The following is an 18,434-nucleotide window of genomic DNA, read 5'->3' as shown; positions in this document are numbered from 1 at the left end:
AGGCAGGGTGTGTAAGCGCTGTGAGGCGTTGAGCTAACCTGTACTAATTGCCCGTGCGGCTTAACCATACAACACCCAAGGGGTTTTACGGACTCCACGAGCACTTGAATGATGTGCTGAGACTTAGTCAGATTTTCCGAGATTGTATTTTCCGTCTAACCAGACGTAAGATAAACAGAATTTGCTTGGCGACCATAGCGTTGCGGACCCACCTGATCCCATGCCGAACTCAGCAGTGAAACGCAGCAGCGCCGATGGTAGTGTGGGGCCTCCCCATGTGAGAGTAGGACATCGCCAGGCTTTGAACCTTAACTTGATTGAAGCATGAATAGTAAGACTTCGATTAGGTGCCGTGTGGAGCGGTAGTTCAGTTGGTTAGAATACCGGCCTGTCACGCCGGGGGTCGCGGGTTCGAGTCCCGTCCGCTCCGCCACTTATTCAGAGTTTCAGCTCTTAAAAACTGAGCCAACAGGGGTGTAGCTCCAATTGGCAGAGCAGCGGATTCCAAATCCGCGTGTTGGGAGTTCGAATCTCTCCACCCCTGCCATCTTCCAAAGCCTCAGCAGAAATGCTGAGGCTTTGTTGTTTTCAGCGCCAATTGGCGGAGCAGCGGATTCCCCTGATACTAAAAACAGCGCGTGTTGGGCGTTCGAATCTCCGAAGTGCCGGCCCAGTCCACCCCTGCCATCTACGAAGCCTCAGACTAGGCGTCCCCGATGAAATACTGGGGCTTTTTTGTTTCTAGCGTTATGCAAAATAGCACCTTTCCGATCCCCCACTCATCCCCCCATAACCATTCGCAAATTCACATTAGAATCGCTTCATACAGCTTTCCAAATTAGCTTCTGGTACATATCTGTCTTTTATTATTTCTCCTCGTGGTGAGCTATAAACTGTGCTTGCGTACACCTAAGGAGAATATTGCCAACAAACACCGTTATAAACATTCGATGCTTGTTGAGATCTGCTCATGACGAATCCTATGCACCATTGTTGATACTTTCTGTTGAACTGGTACGATGTGCCAGTGAGGGTAACATATATTTAACAAGAGGTGGGCATGGATATCGACACTCTGATTTCAAAAGCAAGGGAAATCGTAGATACAGAAAAAACGATGGCACTTCCTCAATCTTGGGGGCAAGGCAGAACGGTATTTGGTGGTGTGTCCGCCGCACTACTTTATACGGCAATGAAAAGTAAGATTCGTGATGGGAGACCTCTACGGTCATTAACGACCAACTTTGTGGGCCCGCTATTACTCGATACTCCTTTTTCGTTTGAAGTCGAAGTACTCAGAGAAGGGAAAAATGCAACTCAGGTAACAGCCAGAATTATCCAGGATGGCATGGTTGCCGTCATCCAACAAGGTTGCTTTGGCAATGAACGCTTTTCAAACATAGAAGTCCCAAATCATGAAACCCATGACATAGACTTACCTGCCAAATGCCAAGGTTTACCTTTCATTGAGGGGGTTACGCCTAATTTCCTGACGAATATTGATTTGTCTATTGCTAAAGGTGCGATGCCGTATAGTGGTGTAAATATCTCACAGTTATATGGCTGGATGCGCTTTAAAAATGAACCCGGTAAAATCACAGATGCCCACTTAGTTTGCCTGATAGATGCTTGGCCACCAGCGGTGCTTCAAATGATGAAGAAGCCCTCACCTGCAAGTACGATGATGTGGAATTTAGAGTTTATTTATCCACATGACCAGTTTTCCCCGAGAGATTGGTTTGCATATAAAGCTCAAACCAGGCAGGCCGCGGGAGGTTATGCTCACCTTGAGGCTGATGTATGGGATGCGTCTGGAAATTTAGTCGCAATTAGCCGGCAGAGTGTCGCTATATTTGAGTAGCGAAATGGACTGAATAAGAAAAAACACCCATAACACATACACCTACTCATATCGATGAAGACTCTGATGTTAACCGCAGAGGAGTCTTCATCTGACGAAGCAAATGATTAACCTTACCTCTTGGGTTATTCAACACTCTCACAATAAGGCGCGGATATCGAGCATGAGATGTGGCAGCTGAGCAGGTTCTGCAACCTGCAGATCCTGCTCTCTCAAAAATGAGGTTAGTTCGTAGAGATGGGAGTTCCGTAGAAATGAATTAACGACTGCTCGGAGTAAGTGTTCAGTAGCTCGTTGAATCGCTTAATATCTGTTGGTTGTATCGTTTGTGCTGGTATTTTTAAGCGAGTTAGTATCGTCAGTTTGGTTGGTGACACACGTTCAACCGTTCTTTCCATGGAGCCGAATGGATGATCGAAGTTCAGTGATGGCGGTAGATCCGTGAATTCCCATAAACCATTGGTATCATAATTGAACTCGGAGACAACACTGAGGCCGGGAAAGACTTCTTCATACCTTTCGTTACTGAGCCGAAGATCTGACAACTCGTCACGAATCCAGGCATCGTTTTCCATATAATTTAATGCTTTCTCTATTTTCAAAAAGGATGGCAAGGTTGCTTTAGAGGTAATGCTCAGGGTTTCGGCCATTTCGTCAAGCTGATCAATGTTAAATGCCGGTTCCGCGAGTTCAGAGACGACATTGCGGTACTGTTTTTGCAGATATGCTTGCCTATCCGATTCATTATCTTTATAGAGATTGGAGCGGAATGTGGATGCGTATTCGCCCGAGTATGTACGTTGTTGGATCTCTTCTTGTCCCCCCTGAGCATTGAATACAATATCAGTGCGGGTACCAAGTCGCCAGCGATAACGGCTTGTCTTCATGGGATGCGGAATATATCCACTTTCTAGAGGCAGGATGACTTTACCTTGAATCCAGGCCGGTGTGTGCTTCCAATGAGTTTGGGTATCTGTAGGATCCACACAGTATTCTTGGCCTTCCAAATTGAAACACACAATGACGTGGTTATATGCATTCATGGTCGGTACTAAGAATTTTCGGTCAGCGGTCCTTTGGGTGGAAACGAGTACCAGCCTGGGGCTTAGCCCACTTTCTTGCAATAAGGCTTTAAGTAAGACTGATTTGTCCTTACAGTCACCAAAACGATTTTCAATCGTTTCAGCAATCGTATGAGGCGTCATAGCATTACCATGCTCCGACATCGAGACGTAGCGAATATCTCTGGAGACAAAATCTAAAATATTGGCGATGTTTTCCTCGATTGAACGTGTTCCCCTAGTCAGCGAATCAGCGAGCGATACTAAACCGTCGGTGTTTTTATTTGCCTCAGCCATCGCCTGAGATGCTTTTTCAATAACTTGTTTCCAGCTATCCAACACCCCGACAGAGACTCGACCGATATGATCGCGCCAGTACGCTTGATAGTCACCTTGATAGGCGGGCAGGTCGTCACCATGACAGGTCAGAGAGCTACCTTGTTGTTCGCAATGTACGCTTTCGGAGTCGGTTGCCCAGTTGATCTGCTGTGAGCTATCCCAAGAGATATCTAGCCGGTAATGCTGAATTGGGTAATTGCCCTGCGTGTAGAGTTCTTCAGACCAATCCGACTCCATCAGCCCACGCTGGGTAATCACTTCGTACTCCAAAACCGCGAAGCTGCCTTCGGCTAAACCTGGGAGAGCGAGAACGACTTCCTTGTCACTACTGAATGTATTGTATTCGTTTGTATCCAGTACTTGTGCCTGAGAAGGATCGATTTGCTTGATTTTGCCTTCTCGAGTGATCGAGGCCGCTGAGATTACCCGGAGGCTTTGAAAGCGAGGGTTGTAGTAAATACTCTGTGAGCCGTAATTTTCCGCATCGACGAACCTCGGGAAATAGTTCACGATCTTCTTACGCATGGTGACGCTATCCGGCCCAATGTGGAATTGCGTATCTCGTAGCAGTTGTGTCATTTCCGTTGGCAGTTGATTGCTGGACAACAAATCAATGGTTTGAGATAGGTTGGTATCGGTTAGAGTCCAACGAATATCCTCTTTATTTTCCGCATGAACATCAGCTGTAGATATACCAATCAGTATGAATAGCGTACGAATAAGTTTTACTTTCATTTTGCGGTGAACTCCCTGGCCATCGCCTGATAAGAATCAAGCCACTTCTTATACGTGTTTTTGGGCGCAGATAAGACACCCAGTAGCTCATAGTTATGATCCTTGGTCTGGATCAAAGTAATGAGTGCGGCTGATGGCTCTAAAGTCATTCTCCCTTTACACACGAGTTCAATTTTGAGGTTCATTGAACCTGGAACAAAACTTCGCGCTTCAGTACAGTGCGCGCCAGTGAAGTTTTCCTTTACCCAGTCACGGCGTTGCCTCATGTGCTCATCAATGTCCTGGATATTATTGTTTTTAAATAGCAAAAAATAAGAGTCCGGGACGCCGTTCGTAAATTCGGTTAACGCCGTGCCATCGCTGTAACTGCCGGGCTCTACGCGATACCAGCCGTCTCCCCTGAAGGTCAGTGAAAAGCCTTCATTGTTCAAGCGATAAACTGAACCGCTGCTATGGTGTTCCAGTTTATTGACGAGAAATGGAGAGACTGAAGCGTAGGTGAATATACCCAATACTGTTGGAAATAAGATGATTACCAACACCCACTCGATGAAGGAGTAGCCACTTTGTTTTCCTTTGAACTCGACGTTATCTAAGCTGCGCTTTACATCGTTCATTCGGCTGGCGATTAAGACGAAAGAGAAGGTATAAACGAAGAAGAAAACGAACTCTAACCAAGAAGCAACAGCCCACTTAGATGACACAGAAAAAAAGAGTATCGAGAGAACAAAGCCCCAGGAACCAATGAAATAGCGGCGTCGGCTCCGCAGCGCAGTCTCTTGGTGTTCGAATTCTTCCAGCGTTCTTCCCAGCTTTTTCAGGGCAAATATTTGGAAAACGGCGACTAGCGGGGCAAAAAGCCATAGCCAGGGGATGAACTTAGATTTGGAAATATGATTGAGTTCCTTAGCCCGACCGTAAAACCAAAAATTTGAATAAAATCCCAACGTACTGAACATCAGAAACCAGTCCCAGATCGCTGCTCTTGGCGCTCTGATGGTAACCGGCTCATGTCTTTCCGATTGGGATTCGGCTTCCTTGTTTATTTCGTAAGGCGTCGTGCTTATCTCTTGCATAGACGGGATCCAAGTCGATCTAAATGACTAAAAATAAAAAAATATGCGTACCGACGGGCTGCTTTGAACAGACACAATCACACTGATGAACAAGGTTCTGGCGTGCGTTTTGAAGAAAGCATGATGAACAGAACAATAATCCTGATCAGCCCGCTAACTTTATGAAATATTAGGGAAGCTATATTAGCAAAGGTGCATCAAAACAGGAATCATATGGTATGCAAAGGTTGAGATTTGAAATGAATTGTCAAGCGGAGTGATCGATCGTGGCTGATCTGTCCCGGTCAACCTTCAGGCTGCTGTATATAAGCGAATGGGTTGAAGAACCTCAACATGGGGATGCGGTGGACACTTATCTTGGATCATTGGAGTCAAGCCCGCCCAGTACGTAATGATTTATCTAAAGTGTGATCTTGGTTCAGTTGTTTGATTTCTCCCCTTCATCAATTCATTAGCGCCACTTCCCGCCGGTATTGCCGATTTTTGACGCGAAATTTACCGCCTCTCAGGGAGAAATTACTGCGCTCGCGCTGATATCGATGGTATCTTGTGGACTTTTAAGAGTCAGTGATATTGGGAGTCACCATGCCGCATCTGCGTTTTCGTGCCGTTGAATTTGATAATGTGAAGGCGATGTCCACCGCGTTGGTGGATGAACTTCAACCCTTGATGGCGTGTCCTCGAGAAGATTTCACTGTGGAGCATGTGTCAACCACCTTTATTTTTGATGGTGAAGTGTCTGATGCTTACCCGTTCGTGGAAGTGCTGTGGTTCGACCGTGGCCAGGCAGTTCAGGATCAGGTCGCAGCAGTGATCACCCGGCAAGTTCGTGATGAGTTGGAAGATGCTGATTTAGATGTCGCGGTGATCTTCACCTCGCTATCACCAGCTGCCTATTACGACAACGGAACTCACTATTAATTGATGATGTGCACGTCATGGATGACGTTGACGGCCTGCGGGCCGTTTTGCTTTCTTTGCCTTTAAGCTGTAGGTCGTTGTGATGTCTCGATATTCTAAGGTTATTGCTGGTGTTGGTGTGGTCGCTGGTGCGTTGGGGGTCAGTGCGCTCAATCTCTCCTTTGACGTCTCCGAGGTGCCGGAGGTCAGCCAAAATGTGCTGGCGCCGCAGTTCTCTTACCAATGCGTCGAGAGTGATATCGCCCTGCCGTTGGATCGGGATGGTCAGCTGTCGGTATCCGTCTGGAATATCTACAAGCAACAGCGAGAGAGCTGGCGGGATGCCCTGGAGCAGTTCAGCCAGCGCAGCGAGCTGGTCCTCCTGCAGGAGGCAAGCCTGACGGCGGGACTCAAAGCCTATCTGGACGAGACGCAATGGAAAGTCAGAATGGCGAATGCCTTCAAGTTTCTCAATACTCCTGCGGGGGTGATGAACCTGTCGACCGTGAATGCCAGAACCACCTGTGCCTATCTGGCCATGGAGCCCTGGCTGCGTTTGCCGAAGTCGGCCCTGCTGTCGGAGTTTAACCTCAGCAACGGCCAGACTCTGGTAGTGGTCAATTTACACGGGGTGAACTTTGCGCTTGGCCTTGAGGAGTATAAAGCGCAGTTTCGTGCGTTAAAGAAGGTTCTGGATAGCCACATCGGTCCGATTATTCTGGCCGGGGACTTTAATACCTGGCGTCAGGCGCGCCTGGATGTGGTCAATGCATTTGCGCAAAGTCTGGGGCTCGTGGATGTGACGTTACGTCGGGATCAGCGGGTCAAGATCCTCGGCAAGCCGTTGGATCATTTGTATTATCGCGGGCTGGAGTTGGTCGATGCTCAGGCGCCGCAAACCAACGCATCGGATCATAACCCGATTATTGCGGATTTCAGATTACAGTAACATCAGGCGCTCCGGTGACGGCACGTCAGGCTATCGAAAGCCATGGAATCGAAAAAGAAAAGGCTCAGCGTTTGGCGCTGAGCCTTTTTGTTGGGCTATAGGACGAGACGGAAGCGATTAAGCGCTGACCTTGGTCACGTCAATGTACAGTTTCAGCTTTTGTCCCGGCTTGAGGTATTTCTGATCCTGGATCTGGTTCCACTTCACCACATCAGACACTTTGACTTTATAACGCTGGGCAATGGAACTCAGGTTATCGCCGGAGCGCACCTGGTAGTACACCGTACGGATCACGGCACCGGACTGGCTGTCTTTCCACAAGGTCAATTGCTGTCCGGCCCGGAGGGCTTTGCTTTTGCTGATGCCGTTCCATTTGGTGATCTGATCGATTGTTACCTTCTGGCTTCGGGCAATCGTCCACAGGCTGTCGCCCGGCTTCACGGTATAAGTCACACGATAGCCGTTGCCGTGGGTATTTCGGCTCCTGGATGCCAGGCGGTTGGCCAGCAACTGCCCGTTGTCAGCCATGGCAACCGGGATCAGCAGGTGACGGCCGACCCGGATACTGGTGTCGGTCATATTGTTGGCCCGCTGGATCAGCTTGGTCGTGGTTTGGTGTTTCTGCGCCAGGACGCTGAGCGTATCGCCGTTTTGGACTTGATAACGCACCACCTTCATCCCTTGTTTGCCGTTGTCAGCAAAATTGGTCTGAAACCGATCGATGTGTTCGACAGGCAGCAGCAAATGATTCGGGCCATCTGGGGCGGTGGCCCAGTGGTTATAGGCCGGGTTCAGGCTTTGCAGCTCACTCAGTTTCAGGCCGGCGTACTGGGCAGCCATGGCTAGATCCATCTGCGTCCCGGGCTTAATCAGCTTGACTGCAGGTTTGTTGGCAATCTGAGGGATCTCGATCCCGTATTTCTCCTGATTGCGGATCACATCGGCCACGGCCAGTAGTTTCGGTACATAGCCGCTGGTTTCTTTCGGTAGATCCAGCGACCAGAAGTCGGTTGGCTTGCCGGCACGCTCGTTGTTGCGAATGGCGCGGAATACACGGCCTTCACCGGTGTTGTAGGCCGCGAGGGCATGGAGCCAGTTGCCGTCAAATTTACGGTGGAGGTATGCCAGTAAGTCCAGGGCGGCATCCGTTGAGGCGACGACATCGCGACGGCCGTCATACCACCAGTTCTGTTGCAGGCCAAAGCGACGACCGGTATCGGGAATAATCTGCCACAAGCCTGCGGCCCGGCCATGGGAGTATGCAAACTGATCAAAGGAGCTTTCTACAATCGGCAGAAGCGCGAGTTCCAGCGGCAGGTTACGCTTTTCAACTTCTTCGGTGATGTAGTACAGGAAAGGTTCGGCACGGTTGGCAACGGTTTTCAGGTGGCCCGGATAGCGGAGGTACCAGTTCCGGTAATGGTTAACCTGTTGGTTATCCGGGATCGCCGTGGTGATCTGCATGGTGATTCGTCGCCAGAGATCCGCCTGCTCCTGAGGTGTCGGTACTTTGACCGGTGGCTTGACCGCAACCGTTGTACTCTTGGGTGTCGGGGATGGCGTCGGGGTGAGCGGAACCTGCACTTGGGCAGGGGACTCATTGTTATTGGTGCCGGTGGTTTGCTCTTCTTCTGTATTTGTCGTATTTAAAATTTGGCAACCAGCCAGTAATAGCGCACTTGCTAAAAAAAATCGGGACTTCATGGAACCTGCCTATAGCCAAAATAGTTGGAGATGATACTTGTCCAACCACCTTGGTTACAAGTGATGCAGATTCAAAAATCATCTTTCCAGCGGCGCAGGGCAGCGAAGGTTTCCAGGTCGCTGTCATCAAATGCCTTATCTGCAACAGATTTTTTGATACTGGCTTGATCGCAGCGTAAAAACGGATTGATCAGTTTTTCCTGGCGTAATGTCGACGGGATGGTGCTGATCCCCTGGGCACGCAGGCGGCTGACGTCTTCCCGGTAGCGTTGCAGGTGCGGATTGTCCTGCTCGGCAACCAGTGCAAAGGCCAGGTTACTGCTGGTGTATTCATGGGCGCAGTACACTTCGGTTTCATCCGGCAGCGCGGCCAGTTTTTGTAGCGATTGAAACATTTGCTGCGGAGTGCCTTCAAACAGGCGGCCGCAACCGGCGGAAAACAGGGTATCGCCGCAAAACAGTTTCCCGTCGCCGACGTAGGCTACGTGTCCGGCGGTATGGCCCGGTACACCCAGCACCATGAAGCGCTCCCCGAAAATTTCGACCTGGTCGCCATCTTCGACGGTCTGAGAGACGCCTGGGATCGGTTCGTTGGCCGGGGCGACAATATGGGCGTGCGGGAAACGGCGTTTCAGTTCGCTGATCCCCCCGATATGATCGTGGTGGTGGTGGGTCACCAGAATGGCATCCAGGATCAGTTGCTCTTCCTCTAACACCTTGATAGCCGGGGTTGCATCCCCTGGGTCGACGAGCACGCAGTGATTATCCGGACTGTGAATCAGCCAGATGTAATTGTCATTAAATGCAGGTATGCTTTTTACAGTCAGCATGAAAATGTCTCCAGCCTCGAAGGTGTTGAGCGATAACATATGAAGCCAGCCCGTGTACTCAAAGAGATAGATCCCCCATCTTCCTGGTCCCAGATCACCAACGGCGAATGGGCGGTTGAGCTACTTCAGGCGCAGCTTGATGAATGGTGGCCCAAGCTGTTTGGGTACCATATGCTCAAGCTGGGCGGGTTAAGCTGCGAGCTTGCCAGCGGCCATTGTAACATCCAGCATCAGATTTGCATTGATAAGTTCAATCCGCTTCATAATGTGATTGCGGATCATCTGGCCTTGCCGTTCGTGGAGAAGTCCTTTGATGCCTGCGTGATCGCCCATCAATTTGATTATTGTCCGGATCCCCACGGATTGCTGCGCGAGATTGACCGGGTGATGGTCGACGACGGCTATCTGTTGATCAGTGGTTCAAATCCGCTCAGTTGGTTGGGCGCACGTAGTTTGCTGCCCTGGAATCGCAAGCGCTTCCCGTGGAAAGGGCGGATGTTTATGCCGATGCGGGTCAAGGACTGGTTGGGTGTCCTGAATTACGAAGTGGTGTTTCACGAAAACTTTGCGGTGTTGCCGGCGACCCGGCACCAGGCCTGTGCAGCCTGGGCGGAAAGCCTGTTGTCTGAGAACCTGGCGTCATTCGGCAGCCAGTATCTGATTGTCGCCCGTAAACGAACCTTTCCGCTCAAGCCCATCAAGCCGACCTGGAAGCTTCGACGGCAGTTGACCCCGTTGGGACTGAACTGCCGGACGAAAGCGAGCCACAAGACGCATAGCCAATAATAGCCAATAAACGTCTGTTCCGGCCGGGACTCAGGACGCGGCTTGGTAACCGGTATCGTCCTGGGTTGGCGATTCCGCTGCTGTTCGGGCCAGCTCATCACAGCGTTCATTTTCCGGATGTCCGGCATGCCCTTTAACCCAGTGCCAGCTGACTTGGTGGCGTTGGGTTTCCGAATCCAGGCGCTGCCAGAGATCGGCATTTTTGACCGGTTTCTTGTCGGCGGTTTTCCAGCCGCGTTTTTTCCAGTTATGGATCCACTGGGTAATCCCCTGGCGCACATACTGGCTGTCGGTGGTAAGATCAACCTGACACGACTCTCTCAGGCTTGCCAGGCCAACAATCGCGGCCAGCAGCTCCATCCGGTTGTTGGTGGTCAGGAAAAAGCCTTCGCTGAGCTCTTTTTCATGTTGCTTGTAGCGCAAAACGGTCCCGTAGCCGCCGGGTCCCGGATTGCCCAGGCAAGATCCGTCGGTGAAAATTTCTACCTGCTTCGTCATCTTTGGTAGTATTCGCTTTAGGAAAAACTTTAGTCTGACACAATCGCTACTATGAAAGCTACTAACGACCGCATTATTGTATTCGATACCGAAACAACCGGTATGAATATGACCGGCCCTCACTACGAAGGGCACTGTATTATTGAAATCGGCGCAGTTGAGATCATCAACCGTAAGCTGACCGGGAACAGTTTCCACGTCTATATCAGGCCAGATCGCACGATTGATGCCGAGGCGATCGACGTCCACGGGATCACCGACGAATTCTTGCGGGACAAGCCGACCTACGCGGAGGTCCATGATGAGTTTATGGACTTCATCCGGGGAGCCGAGCTGGTCGCCCACAACGCGCCCTTCGATATCGGCTTCATGGATTATGAATTCGGCAAGCTGAACCGGGGGCTCGGCAAGACCGAAGACTTCTGCAAAGTCACCGATACTTTGGCGATGGCCAAGCGGCTGTTCCCGGGCAAACGGAATAACCTGGACGTGCTGTGTTCCCGTTACGGGATTGACAACTCGCACCGAACCCTCCACGGCGCATTGCTCGATGCCGAGATCCTGGCTGATGTCTATCTGATGATGACCGGCGGCCAGACATCACTGGCACTGGGCTCAGGCGAGGAAGAAAGTGATGCGGGTGCCGAAAATGCCATTCGACGTCTGGCATCAGGCAGAAAATCGCTAAAGATCATCCGACCATCGGCCGATGAATTACAAGCGCATGATGCGCGTCTGGATTTGATCGAAAAAAGTGGTGGCGCCCCGATGTGGCGTCAGTAGAGGTTTTATGCGGCGGTTATTACTCATCGGGTTGTTGTTACCTGTGCTGTCTTGGGCGAAAGACAGCACGGTAATGTCGTGGCTGGATAACCGCTTTCGGATTGATCCATCGGTCGAGCAGGCCTCCTTTGTGGTCAAGCGGGCTGAGAACAGCCAGCCGATTGTCCTGGTGCGGCCGGATGGCAAAAAGTATTACTCGGTTCGTCATCCCAAGCATGTCTCCTGGTATGAAGAGCCGGGAATGGACATCATCTCGATTGAAAACCCGATGCCCGGGCCATGGCAGGCGGTGGGGCAGGTGACCCCGACAAACCGGATTGTCGTGCTCTCGAATCTGAAACTGGAAGTGGCCGACATGCCCGCCCGGCTCTATCAGTCAGAGACCCTCAAATTTACCGCGCGACTGTTTGAAAACGGCCAACCGCTGCACAACCGGGACTTTCTCGACCGGGTGAAAATGTCGGTGGTGTTTTACGAATATATCGAAGGCAGTGAAGACTTACCGCGGGAAGCCTGGCCCAGTCCGATCCCGCAAGGTGAGTTCGCCGACGACGGCCACAATTACGATGAGGTTCCGGGCGACGGGGTGTTTACCGTGGCAATGCCGATCTCGGTTCAGCCGGGGAAATACCGGGTCAGAATCACGTCCGGTAACGGCATTTTTCTGCGTACCGTCGAACAGGAGGTGCTGGTATATCCGACGCCGATGACCGCCAGTTTCATTCAGGGCCGTGGACACAATGAATCGCATCAGGTGGTGGTGGAAACCGAAGCCGGATCCCTGAAGCCCGGCTCACTGGCGGCGCATATTGTGCAGACCAACCCGGAAGGAAAAATGCGCATCAGTCAGCAGCATGCGATGCCGGATGAAGACGGTTTGACCGTGCGTTTACCCAATGGCGAAGCGCCGGGCCGTTACTCCTGGTCGGGGTGGCTGTACGGCACCGATAATTTCAATGATCGTGAGCTGATTTTCCAACTGCCGGAAACCAATTTTGCGGTGATGGCGGAGCTGCAACTGGATCGCAACCTCGAAGACTTCCGAGCGCAGCAGGAAGCCAGAGCAAGGCAGGAAGAGCTGCTGAGACAAGCCGAAGAAAGACAGGCCGCTCGGGATAAGGCAGTGAAGATCGTGCTCGGTGCGAATCTGCTCATCGTGGTGCTGGTGGTGGTTGCCGTCTTTTTGTGGCGCAAGCGGAAAGTGAAAAAAGCACTGGAAGAAGAGTCGCTGGCGGTGCCGGCAACCTAGGGAAGCCGACCGGTTTTCATGCCATCTGCCATAAGGCAGCAAGACCAGCAATGAAAAGGGATACATGAATCAGGGGAAGCAGTTGCTTCCTTTTTTAGTCTCTATGAGGCGGAGGATCGCTGAGGTTGCCAGCAAGTGGTAGTCGTGGGCCACTTTCACGTCATCCCAGTGGCTGATGCTTGAGCCTGCGGGGATCTGCTCTGTCACATTCGCCGCATGATAAAAGCATCAGTCGATAATAATGCCCATCACAGTAAGTGATCAGAAATCGCATCGGAAAAACGCAGTTATCAGGCGTTTTAACAAGTTAGGATGAGCAGTGATTGACGACGATTGGTAGAACGAACCCAAGAAAAAAGGGAAGCCGAAGCTTCCCTTTTGACGTTGTGGCGGTTTGCTTAGGCCGCGATATCGTTCTTCTCGGCCGGGTAGGCTTTGGCAGCCAGCTCATCCGAGTCAAAGTCGTCGACATTGATGGTGCGCAGGCGGCCTGCTTCGGCACGGCGCAGCAGCTCGGCCTCGCTGTCATTGATCGCGTTCAGCTCCAGGCCAATCGCGGCAATCTTATCCAGTTGCATGAACGGATATTTCTTACCGGCCGCCTGGCAGATGCGGTCATAGACTGGCTCGGCGGCCAGGATATCTTTCAGGGTTTCCTCAATCATCCCAACCGCATTGTTCTCGCAGGCTTCCAGGAACTGGCCGCGGCCAATCCGCGAGCGGGTTTCGCTCGGCGTCTGGATGATCCGTGCCAGCTGATGATCCAGCTTATCGGACGGCTTCACGCGACCCTGGCCCAGCGGGAAGATCACGGCGCGCATCAAGACGGCAATCGGGCGATTCGGGAAGTTGCGCAGGAACTCATCGATCGCGACCTGAGTCTGATACAGCGAGTCTTGCAGGCCCCAGTGAACCAACGGCAGATCGTCTTGCTTACAGCCTTCATCGACATAACGTTTCAGGGTGGCCGAAGAGAGATACAGCTGGCTCAGCACATCCCCCAGACGGGCCGACAGACGCTCTTTGCGCTTCAGCGAGCCGCCCAGAACCGCCATGGAAATATCGGCTAGTAGCGCCAGGTTGGCACTGTAGCGGTTTAGCTGCTGGTAGTAGCGAGCGGTGGCATCTTTACGTGGGGCTGCGGAGCCGCGACCGTCCGTCAGACCCAGCCAGAATGAACGCACCATATTGCTGATCACGAAGCCGACGTGGCCGAACAGCGCATTGTCAAAGCCGAACAACGCCTGGTTGGCATCTTCCTGGTAAGCCGCCTCCATTTCTTCCAGTACATAAGGATGGCAGCGGATCGCCCCCTGACCAAAGATGATCATCGAGCGAGTCAGAATGTTGGCCCCTTCCACGGTAACCGCAATCGGTGCGCCCTGGTAGCCACGGGCCAGGAAGTTGCTCGGCCCCATACAGATCCCTTTGCCGCCGACGATGTCCATGGCATCGATCACGCCGCGCTGGCTGCGGTGGGTACAGTGGTATTTGACGATGGCGGAAATCACCGAAGGTTTCTCACCCAGGTCAATCCCGGAGACGGTCAGGCTGCTGGCCGCATCCATCACATAGGCGTTGCCGGCAATGCGTGCCAGTGGCTCTTCAATCCCTTCCATCTTCCCGATCGGGAGTTTGAACTGACGGCGGATCCGGGCATAGGCGCCGGTTGCCATCGCAGCGGTTTTCAGCCCGCCTGTTGAGTTGGACGGCAGGGTGATCCCGCGGCCCACCGACAAACATTCAACCAGCATCCGCCAGCCCTGGCCGGCCATCTCCTGACCACCAATGATGAAATCAATCGGCACAAAGACTTTCTCGCCTTTGGTCGGACCGTTCTGGAACGGCACGTTGAGCGGGAAGTGACGGCGACCGATTTCCACCCCGTCGATATCGGTTGGGATCAGGGCACAGGTGATCCCCAGCTCTTCTTCATCGCCCAGCAGGTGATCCGGGTCCGACAGTTTAAAGGCCAGGCCCAGCACCGTGGCAACCGGAGCCAGGGTAATGTAGCGCTTGTTCCAGGTCAGCTCCATCCCCAGCACTTCTTCACCTTTCCAGAGGCCTTTTTTCACGATCCCGAAATCCGGGATTGAGCCGGCGTCGGAGCCTGCTTCCGGGCTGGTCAGGGCAAAACACGGGATCTCTTTCCCTTCGGCCAGGCGAGGCAGGTAGTGGTCTTTCTGGGCTTTGGTGCCGTAGTGTTGCAGCAGCTCACCCGGACCGAGTGAGTTTGGCACGCCGACGGTTGAAGACAACACGCCGGACACCCCGGTTAGCTTTTGTAGCACCAGGGACTGGGCGTAAGCCGAAAATTCCAGGCCGCCATACTCTTTTTTGATGATCATGGCGAAGAATTTGTGATCTTTCAGGTACTGCCACACTTCCGGCGGCAGATCGGCCAGCTCGTGGGTGACGCGGTAGTCGTTGACCATCCGGCACACTTCGTTGACCGGACCTTCGAGGAATGCTTTTTCTTCCGCGCTCAGACGTGGCGCCGGAATATCATGCAGCTTGTTCCAGTTCGGCGCCCCGCGGAACAGATCCGCTTCCCACCAGACGGTCCCGGCATCAATGGCTTCTTTTTCGGTGCGGGACATTTCCGGCATCACGCCCTTGAAGGCTTTCAGCGCCGGCTTGCTGAGCAGGTTTCTGCGCAATGAGACGAGGTTAAGCGGAACGGCAATCAGGACAAAAGTCAGCCAGCTGTATTGGCCGATGACATCCAGCAGTGAGCCCAGTGCCAATGCGGCCGCCAGGGTCACGGTAAAGGTTTTGAGGTTGGCTCGGTGGTAGGCGAGCACACCTGTGATACCAATGAGCCCTAGCAGGTACACGAGTGTTACCATGTTGATTCTCCTTATCGGGGCATGAATGTTGTTATTCTTTAGGTACAGTTTATGCAAGGTAAGAGGTCTTACCACTTGTGGTAAGTGTAAGGGGTTTTTTAAGGAAATGTAAAATAATTTTCTGGTCTGAAAGCGGTCCGTTATCGCGAAGTATCGCTGTAATCCTTGTGATATCAGGGATTGCGCCAGATCATCAAGCGAGAAAAATGAGGTTGCGAAAATAACTCATACAATTAATATGGTTTATTCCTGTGACCGAGTTCACGCTCTCGGGTGTGCTGACACGAGAGTGCGCGATCGGCTCACAGCTACGCTAGCTGAACTCCCCCCGACTTCCGACTGACAACAGCCCGCCGGATCCCGCTTTCGGGGATGACAGCCAGATAAAATTCATTTCTTTTGTACGTCGGTGCAGGGGTAAGTCGTGTTGGTATTTGATGCATTAAAACAGGCGTGGCGGGAAGGCTATTCTTTTGCTGCGCTCCGGGCTGATCTGGTGGCGGGAATGACCGTCGGGGTGGTTGCAATTCCGTTGGGGATGGCGCTGGCGATCGCGATCGGGGTGCCGCCTCAGCACGGTTTGTACACGGTGATCGTCGCGGGGTTACTGGCGGCCCTGTTTGGCGGCTCGCGCTTTAACATCAGCGGGCCGACGGCGGCATTTGTGGTGATCCTGTTGCCGATCACCCAGCAATATGGACTCTCCGGCCTGATGCTGGCGACCTTGATGTCCGGGCTCATCCTGTTACTGATGGGCGTGTTGCGGCTGGGGCAGTTGGTTGCCTATGTCCCGTATCCGGTGACGACCGGTTTCACTGCCGGGATCGGCCTGGTGATCGCTTTTCTTCAGCTCAAGGATCTGCTGGGGCTGCAGGTGAGCGGCAACCCGATTCATTTCCCGGAAAAAGTGATGGCTTTCGGCAGCGCCTTGCCGAGTGTGAACTGGGCCGATGCCGGTGTGGGCGTGGTGACCATTACCGTATTTATCGGCTGGTCGCGCTTGAAACAACGGATACCGCCCCATGTGGTTGCGCTGGTGGCCGGTACAGTGGCGGCTCTGGCGCTCAATCAGTCGGATAGTTTGCATGTTGCTTTGCTGGGAGAGCGGTTCCAGTACCAGATTGGCGATTTGATCGGCCAGGGGATCCCACAGGTACTGCCGTCCCTGATGTTGCCGTGGCAGGCAGCATCGATCACCCCAGAGCTCGTGATGGCCCTGCTGCCGGCGGCATTTACCATTGCCTTGCTCGGTTGTATCGAGTCGCTGTTGTGTGCCGTGGTGGCAGACGGGATGACCGGAACCAAGCATAATCCGAATGGTGAGCTGGTGGGCCAGGGGCTCGCCAACCTGGTGGTGCCGTTTTTCGGCGGGATCCCGGCTACTGCTGCGATTGCCCGGACGGCAACCAATATTCGCGCCGGGGCCTTTTCACCGGTATCAGCGATTGTGCATGCCTTGTTTGTCTTGGCGGCCATGTTGCTCCTGGCACCAGTGCTGGCCTACATCCCGATGAGTGCGCTGGCCGGGCTGCTCATTATGGTGGCCTGGAATATGTCGGAGGCCCCGCATTTTGTCCACACCATGAAGGTCGCCCCGAGACGGGATGTGGCGGTTCTGCTGGTTTGTTTCAGCCTCACCGTGGTCTTTGACATGGTGATTGCGGTCGCGGTCGGGCTGCTGTTGTCCGGAATTTTGTTTATTCAGCGCATGGCTTCGCTGACGTCTGTCACTGTGGTGGCACAGACGCACCCGCATCTGGATTTTGGCGAGGATGTGGTGGTGTATGATATTAACGGCCCGCTGTTCTTTGCTGCCAGCGAGAAAGCGCTGAGCGTAATTGGCCGCTTGCCGCAGCCGCCCCGCGCGCTGGTGCTGGATTTTACCGATGTGACAACCATGGATATCACGGCGATTCGGGCACTGGATATGGCCCTGGCCAGAGCCGGGGATTATCCGGTGTATCTGCTGGGGGTCGCGGCGCACGTTGAGCGGAAGCTGGCGGCCGCCGGGGTCCTTGCCGCCGCGCAAGTTCAACTTTACTCATCTTCGCAGTCATTACGTGAGCATTTGAGCACAAAGCATCACAATGTGGCGCCTCAGGAGTCGACACCTTCTGTGGTTTCTATGTACACTGCGGGCTAGGGCAGAGAAGCCTCTGCCGGGCGGGATAGCTGCCTGGCCGGGGCTGAGAACCGTAAATCAATAATAGAGATGAGCCTATGTACCAAGACCTGATCCGTGCAGAGCTGACAGAAGCTGCTGACGTACTGAACCGCTTTCTGAGCGATGAGAAGAACCTTGCTGATATTGAAGCGGCGGCGAAGCTGCTGGCAGCATCGTTTAAGCAGGGTGGTAAGGTATTGTCCTGCGGAAACGGCGGGTCCCACTGTGATGCGATGCATTTTGCCGAAGAGCTGACGGGTCGTTACCGTGAAAACCGTCCGGGGTATCCGGGTATCGCCATTTCTGATCCAAGCCACCTGTCTTGCGTCAGTAATGACTTTGGCTACGAGTACGTCTTTTCGCGTTACCTGGAAGCGGTCGGTGCGGAGGGTGATGTGCTGTTCGGTCTGTCCACTTCTGGAAACTCAGGCAATATCCTGAAAGCGATTGAAGCGGCAAAGGCCAAAGGCATGAAAACCATTGCCCTGACCGGCAAAGATGGCGGCCAGATGGCTGGTTTGGCCGATGTGGAAATCCGGGTCCCTCACTTCGGATTTGCCGATCGCATCCAGGAAGTTCATATTAAAATTATCCATATTTTAATTATGCTGGTTGAAAAAGAGATGGCGGCGGCGTAAGTCCGACCATCG

General features: G+C 52.8%; 14 protein-coding genes, 2 tRNA genes and 1 rRNA gene. 11 read left to right on the top strand and 6 right to left on the bottom strand.

Annotated features, from left to right (window positions below):
• Positions 1 to 184: 184 nt before the first annotated feature.
• The 4 genes from rrf (at position 185) to VV869_RS02740 (ending at position 1,861) form a co-directional block, all read left to right on the top strand.
• A 5S ribosomal RNA gene (rrf, locus tag VV869_RS02755) occupies positions 185 to 300 on the top strand.
• Positions 301 to 356: 56 nt separating this feature from the next.
• Positions 357 to 433, top strand: a tRNA-Asp gene (locus VV869_RS02750).
• A gap of 37 nt (positions 434 to 470) precedes the next feature.
• Positions 471 to 547: transfer RNA gene (locus VV869_RS02745), tRNA-Trp, on the top strand.
• A gap of 513 nt (positions 548 to 1,060) precedes the next feature.
• Entirely contained in the window at positions 1,061 to 1,861 is an 801-nt protein-coding gene (locus tag VV869_RS02740; RefSeq protein WP_337733447.1) for an acyl-CoA thioesterase, read from the top strand.
• Positions 1,862 to 2,085: 224 nt separating this feature from the next.
• On the opposite strand, the gene VV869_RS02735 is transcribed toward VV869_RS02740, so the two are convergent.
• Complete coding sequence (locus tag VV869_RS02735; RefSeq protein ID WP_337733446.1) at positions 2,086 to 3,996, bottom strand: DUF3857 domain-containing transglutaminase family protein; 1,911 nt, start codon at positions 3,994 to 3,996, stop codon at positions 2,086 to 2,088.
• Complete coding sequence (locus VV869_RS02730) at positions 3,993 to 5,072, bottom strand: hypothetical protein (protein ID WP_337733445.1); 1,080 nt, start codon at positions 5,070 to 5,072, stop codon at positions 3,993 to 3,995. The genes VV869_RS02735 and VV869_RS02730 overlap by 4 nt, the downstream gene beginning before the upstream one ends.
• 585 nt (positions 5,073 to 5,657) lie before the next feature.
• Between VV869_RS02730 and VV869_RS02725 the strand changes: the two genes are divergently transcribed.
• Entirely contained in the window at positions 5,658 to 5,993 is a 336-nt protein-coding gene (locus VV869_RS02725; protein ID WP_337733444.1) for a DUF1904 domain-containing protein, read from the top strand.
• Between the two features lie 82 nt (positions 5,994 to 6,075).
• On the top strand, positions 6,076 to 6,921 hold the full coding sequence (locus tag VV869_RS02720; RefSeq protein WP_337733443.1) for an endonuclease/exonuclease/phosphatase family protein: 846 nt from the start codon (positions 6,076 to 6,078) through the stop codon (positions 6,919 to 6,921).
• A 117-nt stretch (positions 6,922 to 7,038) separates the two neighbouring features.
• Here the strand turns inward: VV869_RS02720 and VV869_RS02715 are convergent, their stop codons facing one another.
• Together VV869_RS02715 and gloB are read right to left on the bottom strand one after the other, a co-directional pair.
• Complete coding sequence (locus tag VV869_RS02715; RefSeq protein ID WP_337733442.1) at positions 7,039 to 8,625, bottom strand: LysM peptidoglycan-binding domain-containing protein; 1,587 nt, start codon at positions 8,623 to 8,625, stop codon at positions 7,039 to 7,041.
• Between the two features lie 71 nt (positions 8,626 to 8,696).
• Positions 8,697 to 9,455 (bottom strand): hydroxyacylglutathione hydrolase, encoded by a 759-nt coding sequence (gloB, locus tag VV869_RS02710; protein ID WP_337733441.1) that lies wholly within the window; start codon positions 9,453 to 9,455, stop codon positions 8,697 to 8,699.
• Between the two features lie 39 nt (positions 9,456 to 9,494).
• On the opposite strand from gloB, the gene VV869_RS02705 reads away from it, so the two are divergent.
• Positions 9,495 to 10,241, top strand: a complete 747-nt coding sequence (locus tag VV869_RS02705; protein WP_337733440.1) for a methyltransferase domain-containing protein — start codon at positions 9,495 to 9,497, stop codon at positions 10,239 to 10,241.
• 30 nt (positions 10,242 to 10,271) lie between these two features.
• Here VV869_RS02705 and rnhA read toward each other — a convergent pair whose 3' ends face one another.
• Positions 10,272 to 10,739: a ribonuclease HI gene (rnhA, locus tag VV869_RS02700; protein ID WP_337733439.1), complete on the bottom strand. Its 468-nt coding sequence runs from the start codon at positions 10,737 to 10,739 to the stop codon at positions 10,272 to 10,274.
• A gap of 51 nt (positions 10,740 to 10,790) precedes the next feature.
• Between rnhA and dnaQ the strand changes: the two genes are divergently transcribed.
• The gene (dnaQ, locus tag VV869_RS02695; RefSeq protein WP_337733438.1) at positions 10,791 to 11,522 is read left to right on the top strand and encodes a DNA polymerase III subunit epsilon; all 732 of its coding nucleotides are present in this window, start codon (positions 10,791 to 10,793) and stop codon (positions 11,520 to 11,522) included.
• Positions 11,523 to 11,529: 7 nt separating this feature from the next.
• A complete protein-coding gene (locus VV869_RS02690) occupies positions 11,530 to 12,771 on the top strand; it encodes a TIGR03503 family protein (protein ID WP_337733437.1) in 1,242 nt (413 codons plus the stop codon).
• 398 nt (positions 12,772 to 13,169) lie between these two features.
• Here the strand turns inward: VV869_RS02690 and fadE are convergent, their stop codons facing one another.
• Positions 13,170 to 15,620: an acyl-CoA dehydrogenase FadE gene (gene fadE / locus VV869_RS02685; RefSeq protein WP_337733436.1), complete on the bottom strand. Its 2,451-nt coding sequence runs from the start codon at positions 15,618 to 15,620 to the stop codon at positions 13,170 to 13,172.
• Positions 15,621 to 16,044: 424 nt separating this feature from the next.
• Here fadE and dauA point away from each other — a divergent pair, with 424 nt between their 5' ends.
• Both dauA and lpcA read left to right on the top strand, forming a co-directional pair.
• Positions 16,045 to 17,763 carry a C4-dicarboxylic acid transporter DauA gene (gene dauA / locus VV869_RS02680; RefSeq protein ID WP_337733435.1) on the top strand — a complete coding sequence of 573 codons (1,719 nt, stop codon included), beginning with the start codon at positions 16,045 to 16,047 and terminating at the stop codon, positions 17,761 to 17,763.
• A 77-nt stretch (positions 17,764 to 17,840) separates the two neighbouring features.
• The gene (gene lpcA, locus VV869_RS02675; protein WP_337733434.1) at positions 17,841 to 18,422 is read left to right on the top strand and encodes a D-sedoheptulose 7-phosphate isomerase; all 582 of its coding nucleotides are present in this window, start codon (positions 17,841 to 17,843) and stop codon (positions 18,420 to 18,422) included.
• Positions 18,423 to 18,434 lie beyond the last annotated feature (12 nt).

The sequence above is a fragment of the Photobacterium sp. MCCC 1A19761 genome (assembly GCF_037389125.1).
In the GTDB taxonomy this organism is placed as follows: domain Bacteria; phylum Pseudomonadota; class Gammaproteobacteria; order Enterobacterales; family Vibrionaceae; genus Photobacterium.
Note: the sequence above shows the minus strand (reverse complement) of the source record. Positions and strands in the feature narration are given on the sequence as shown.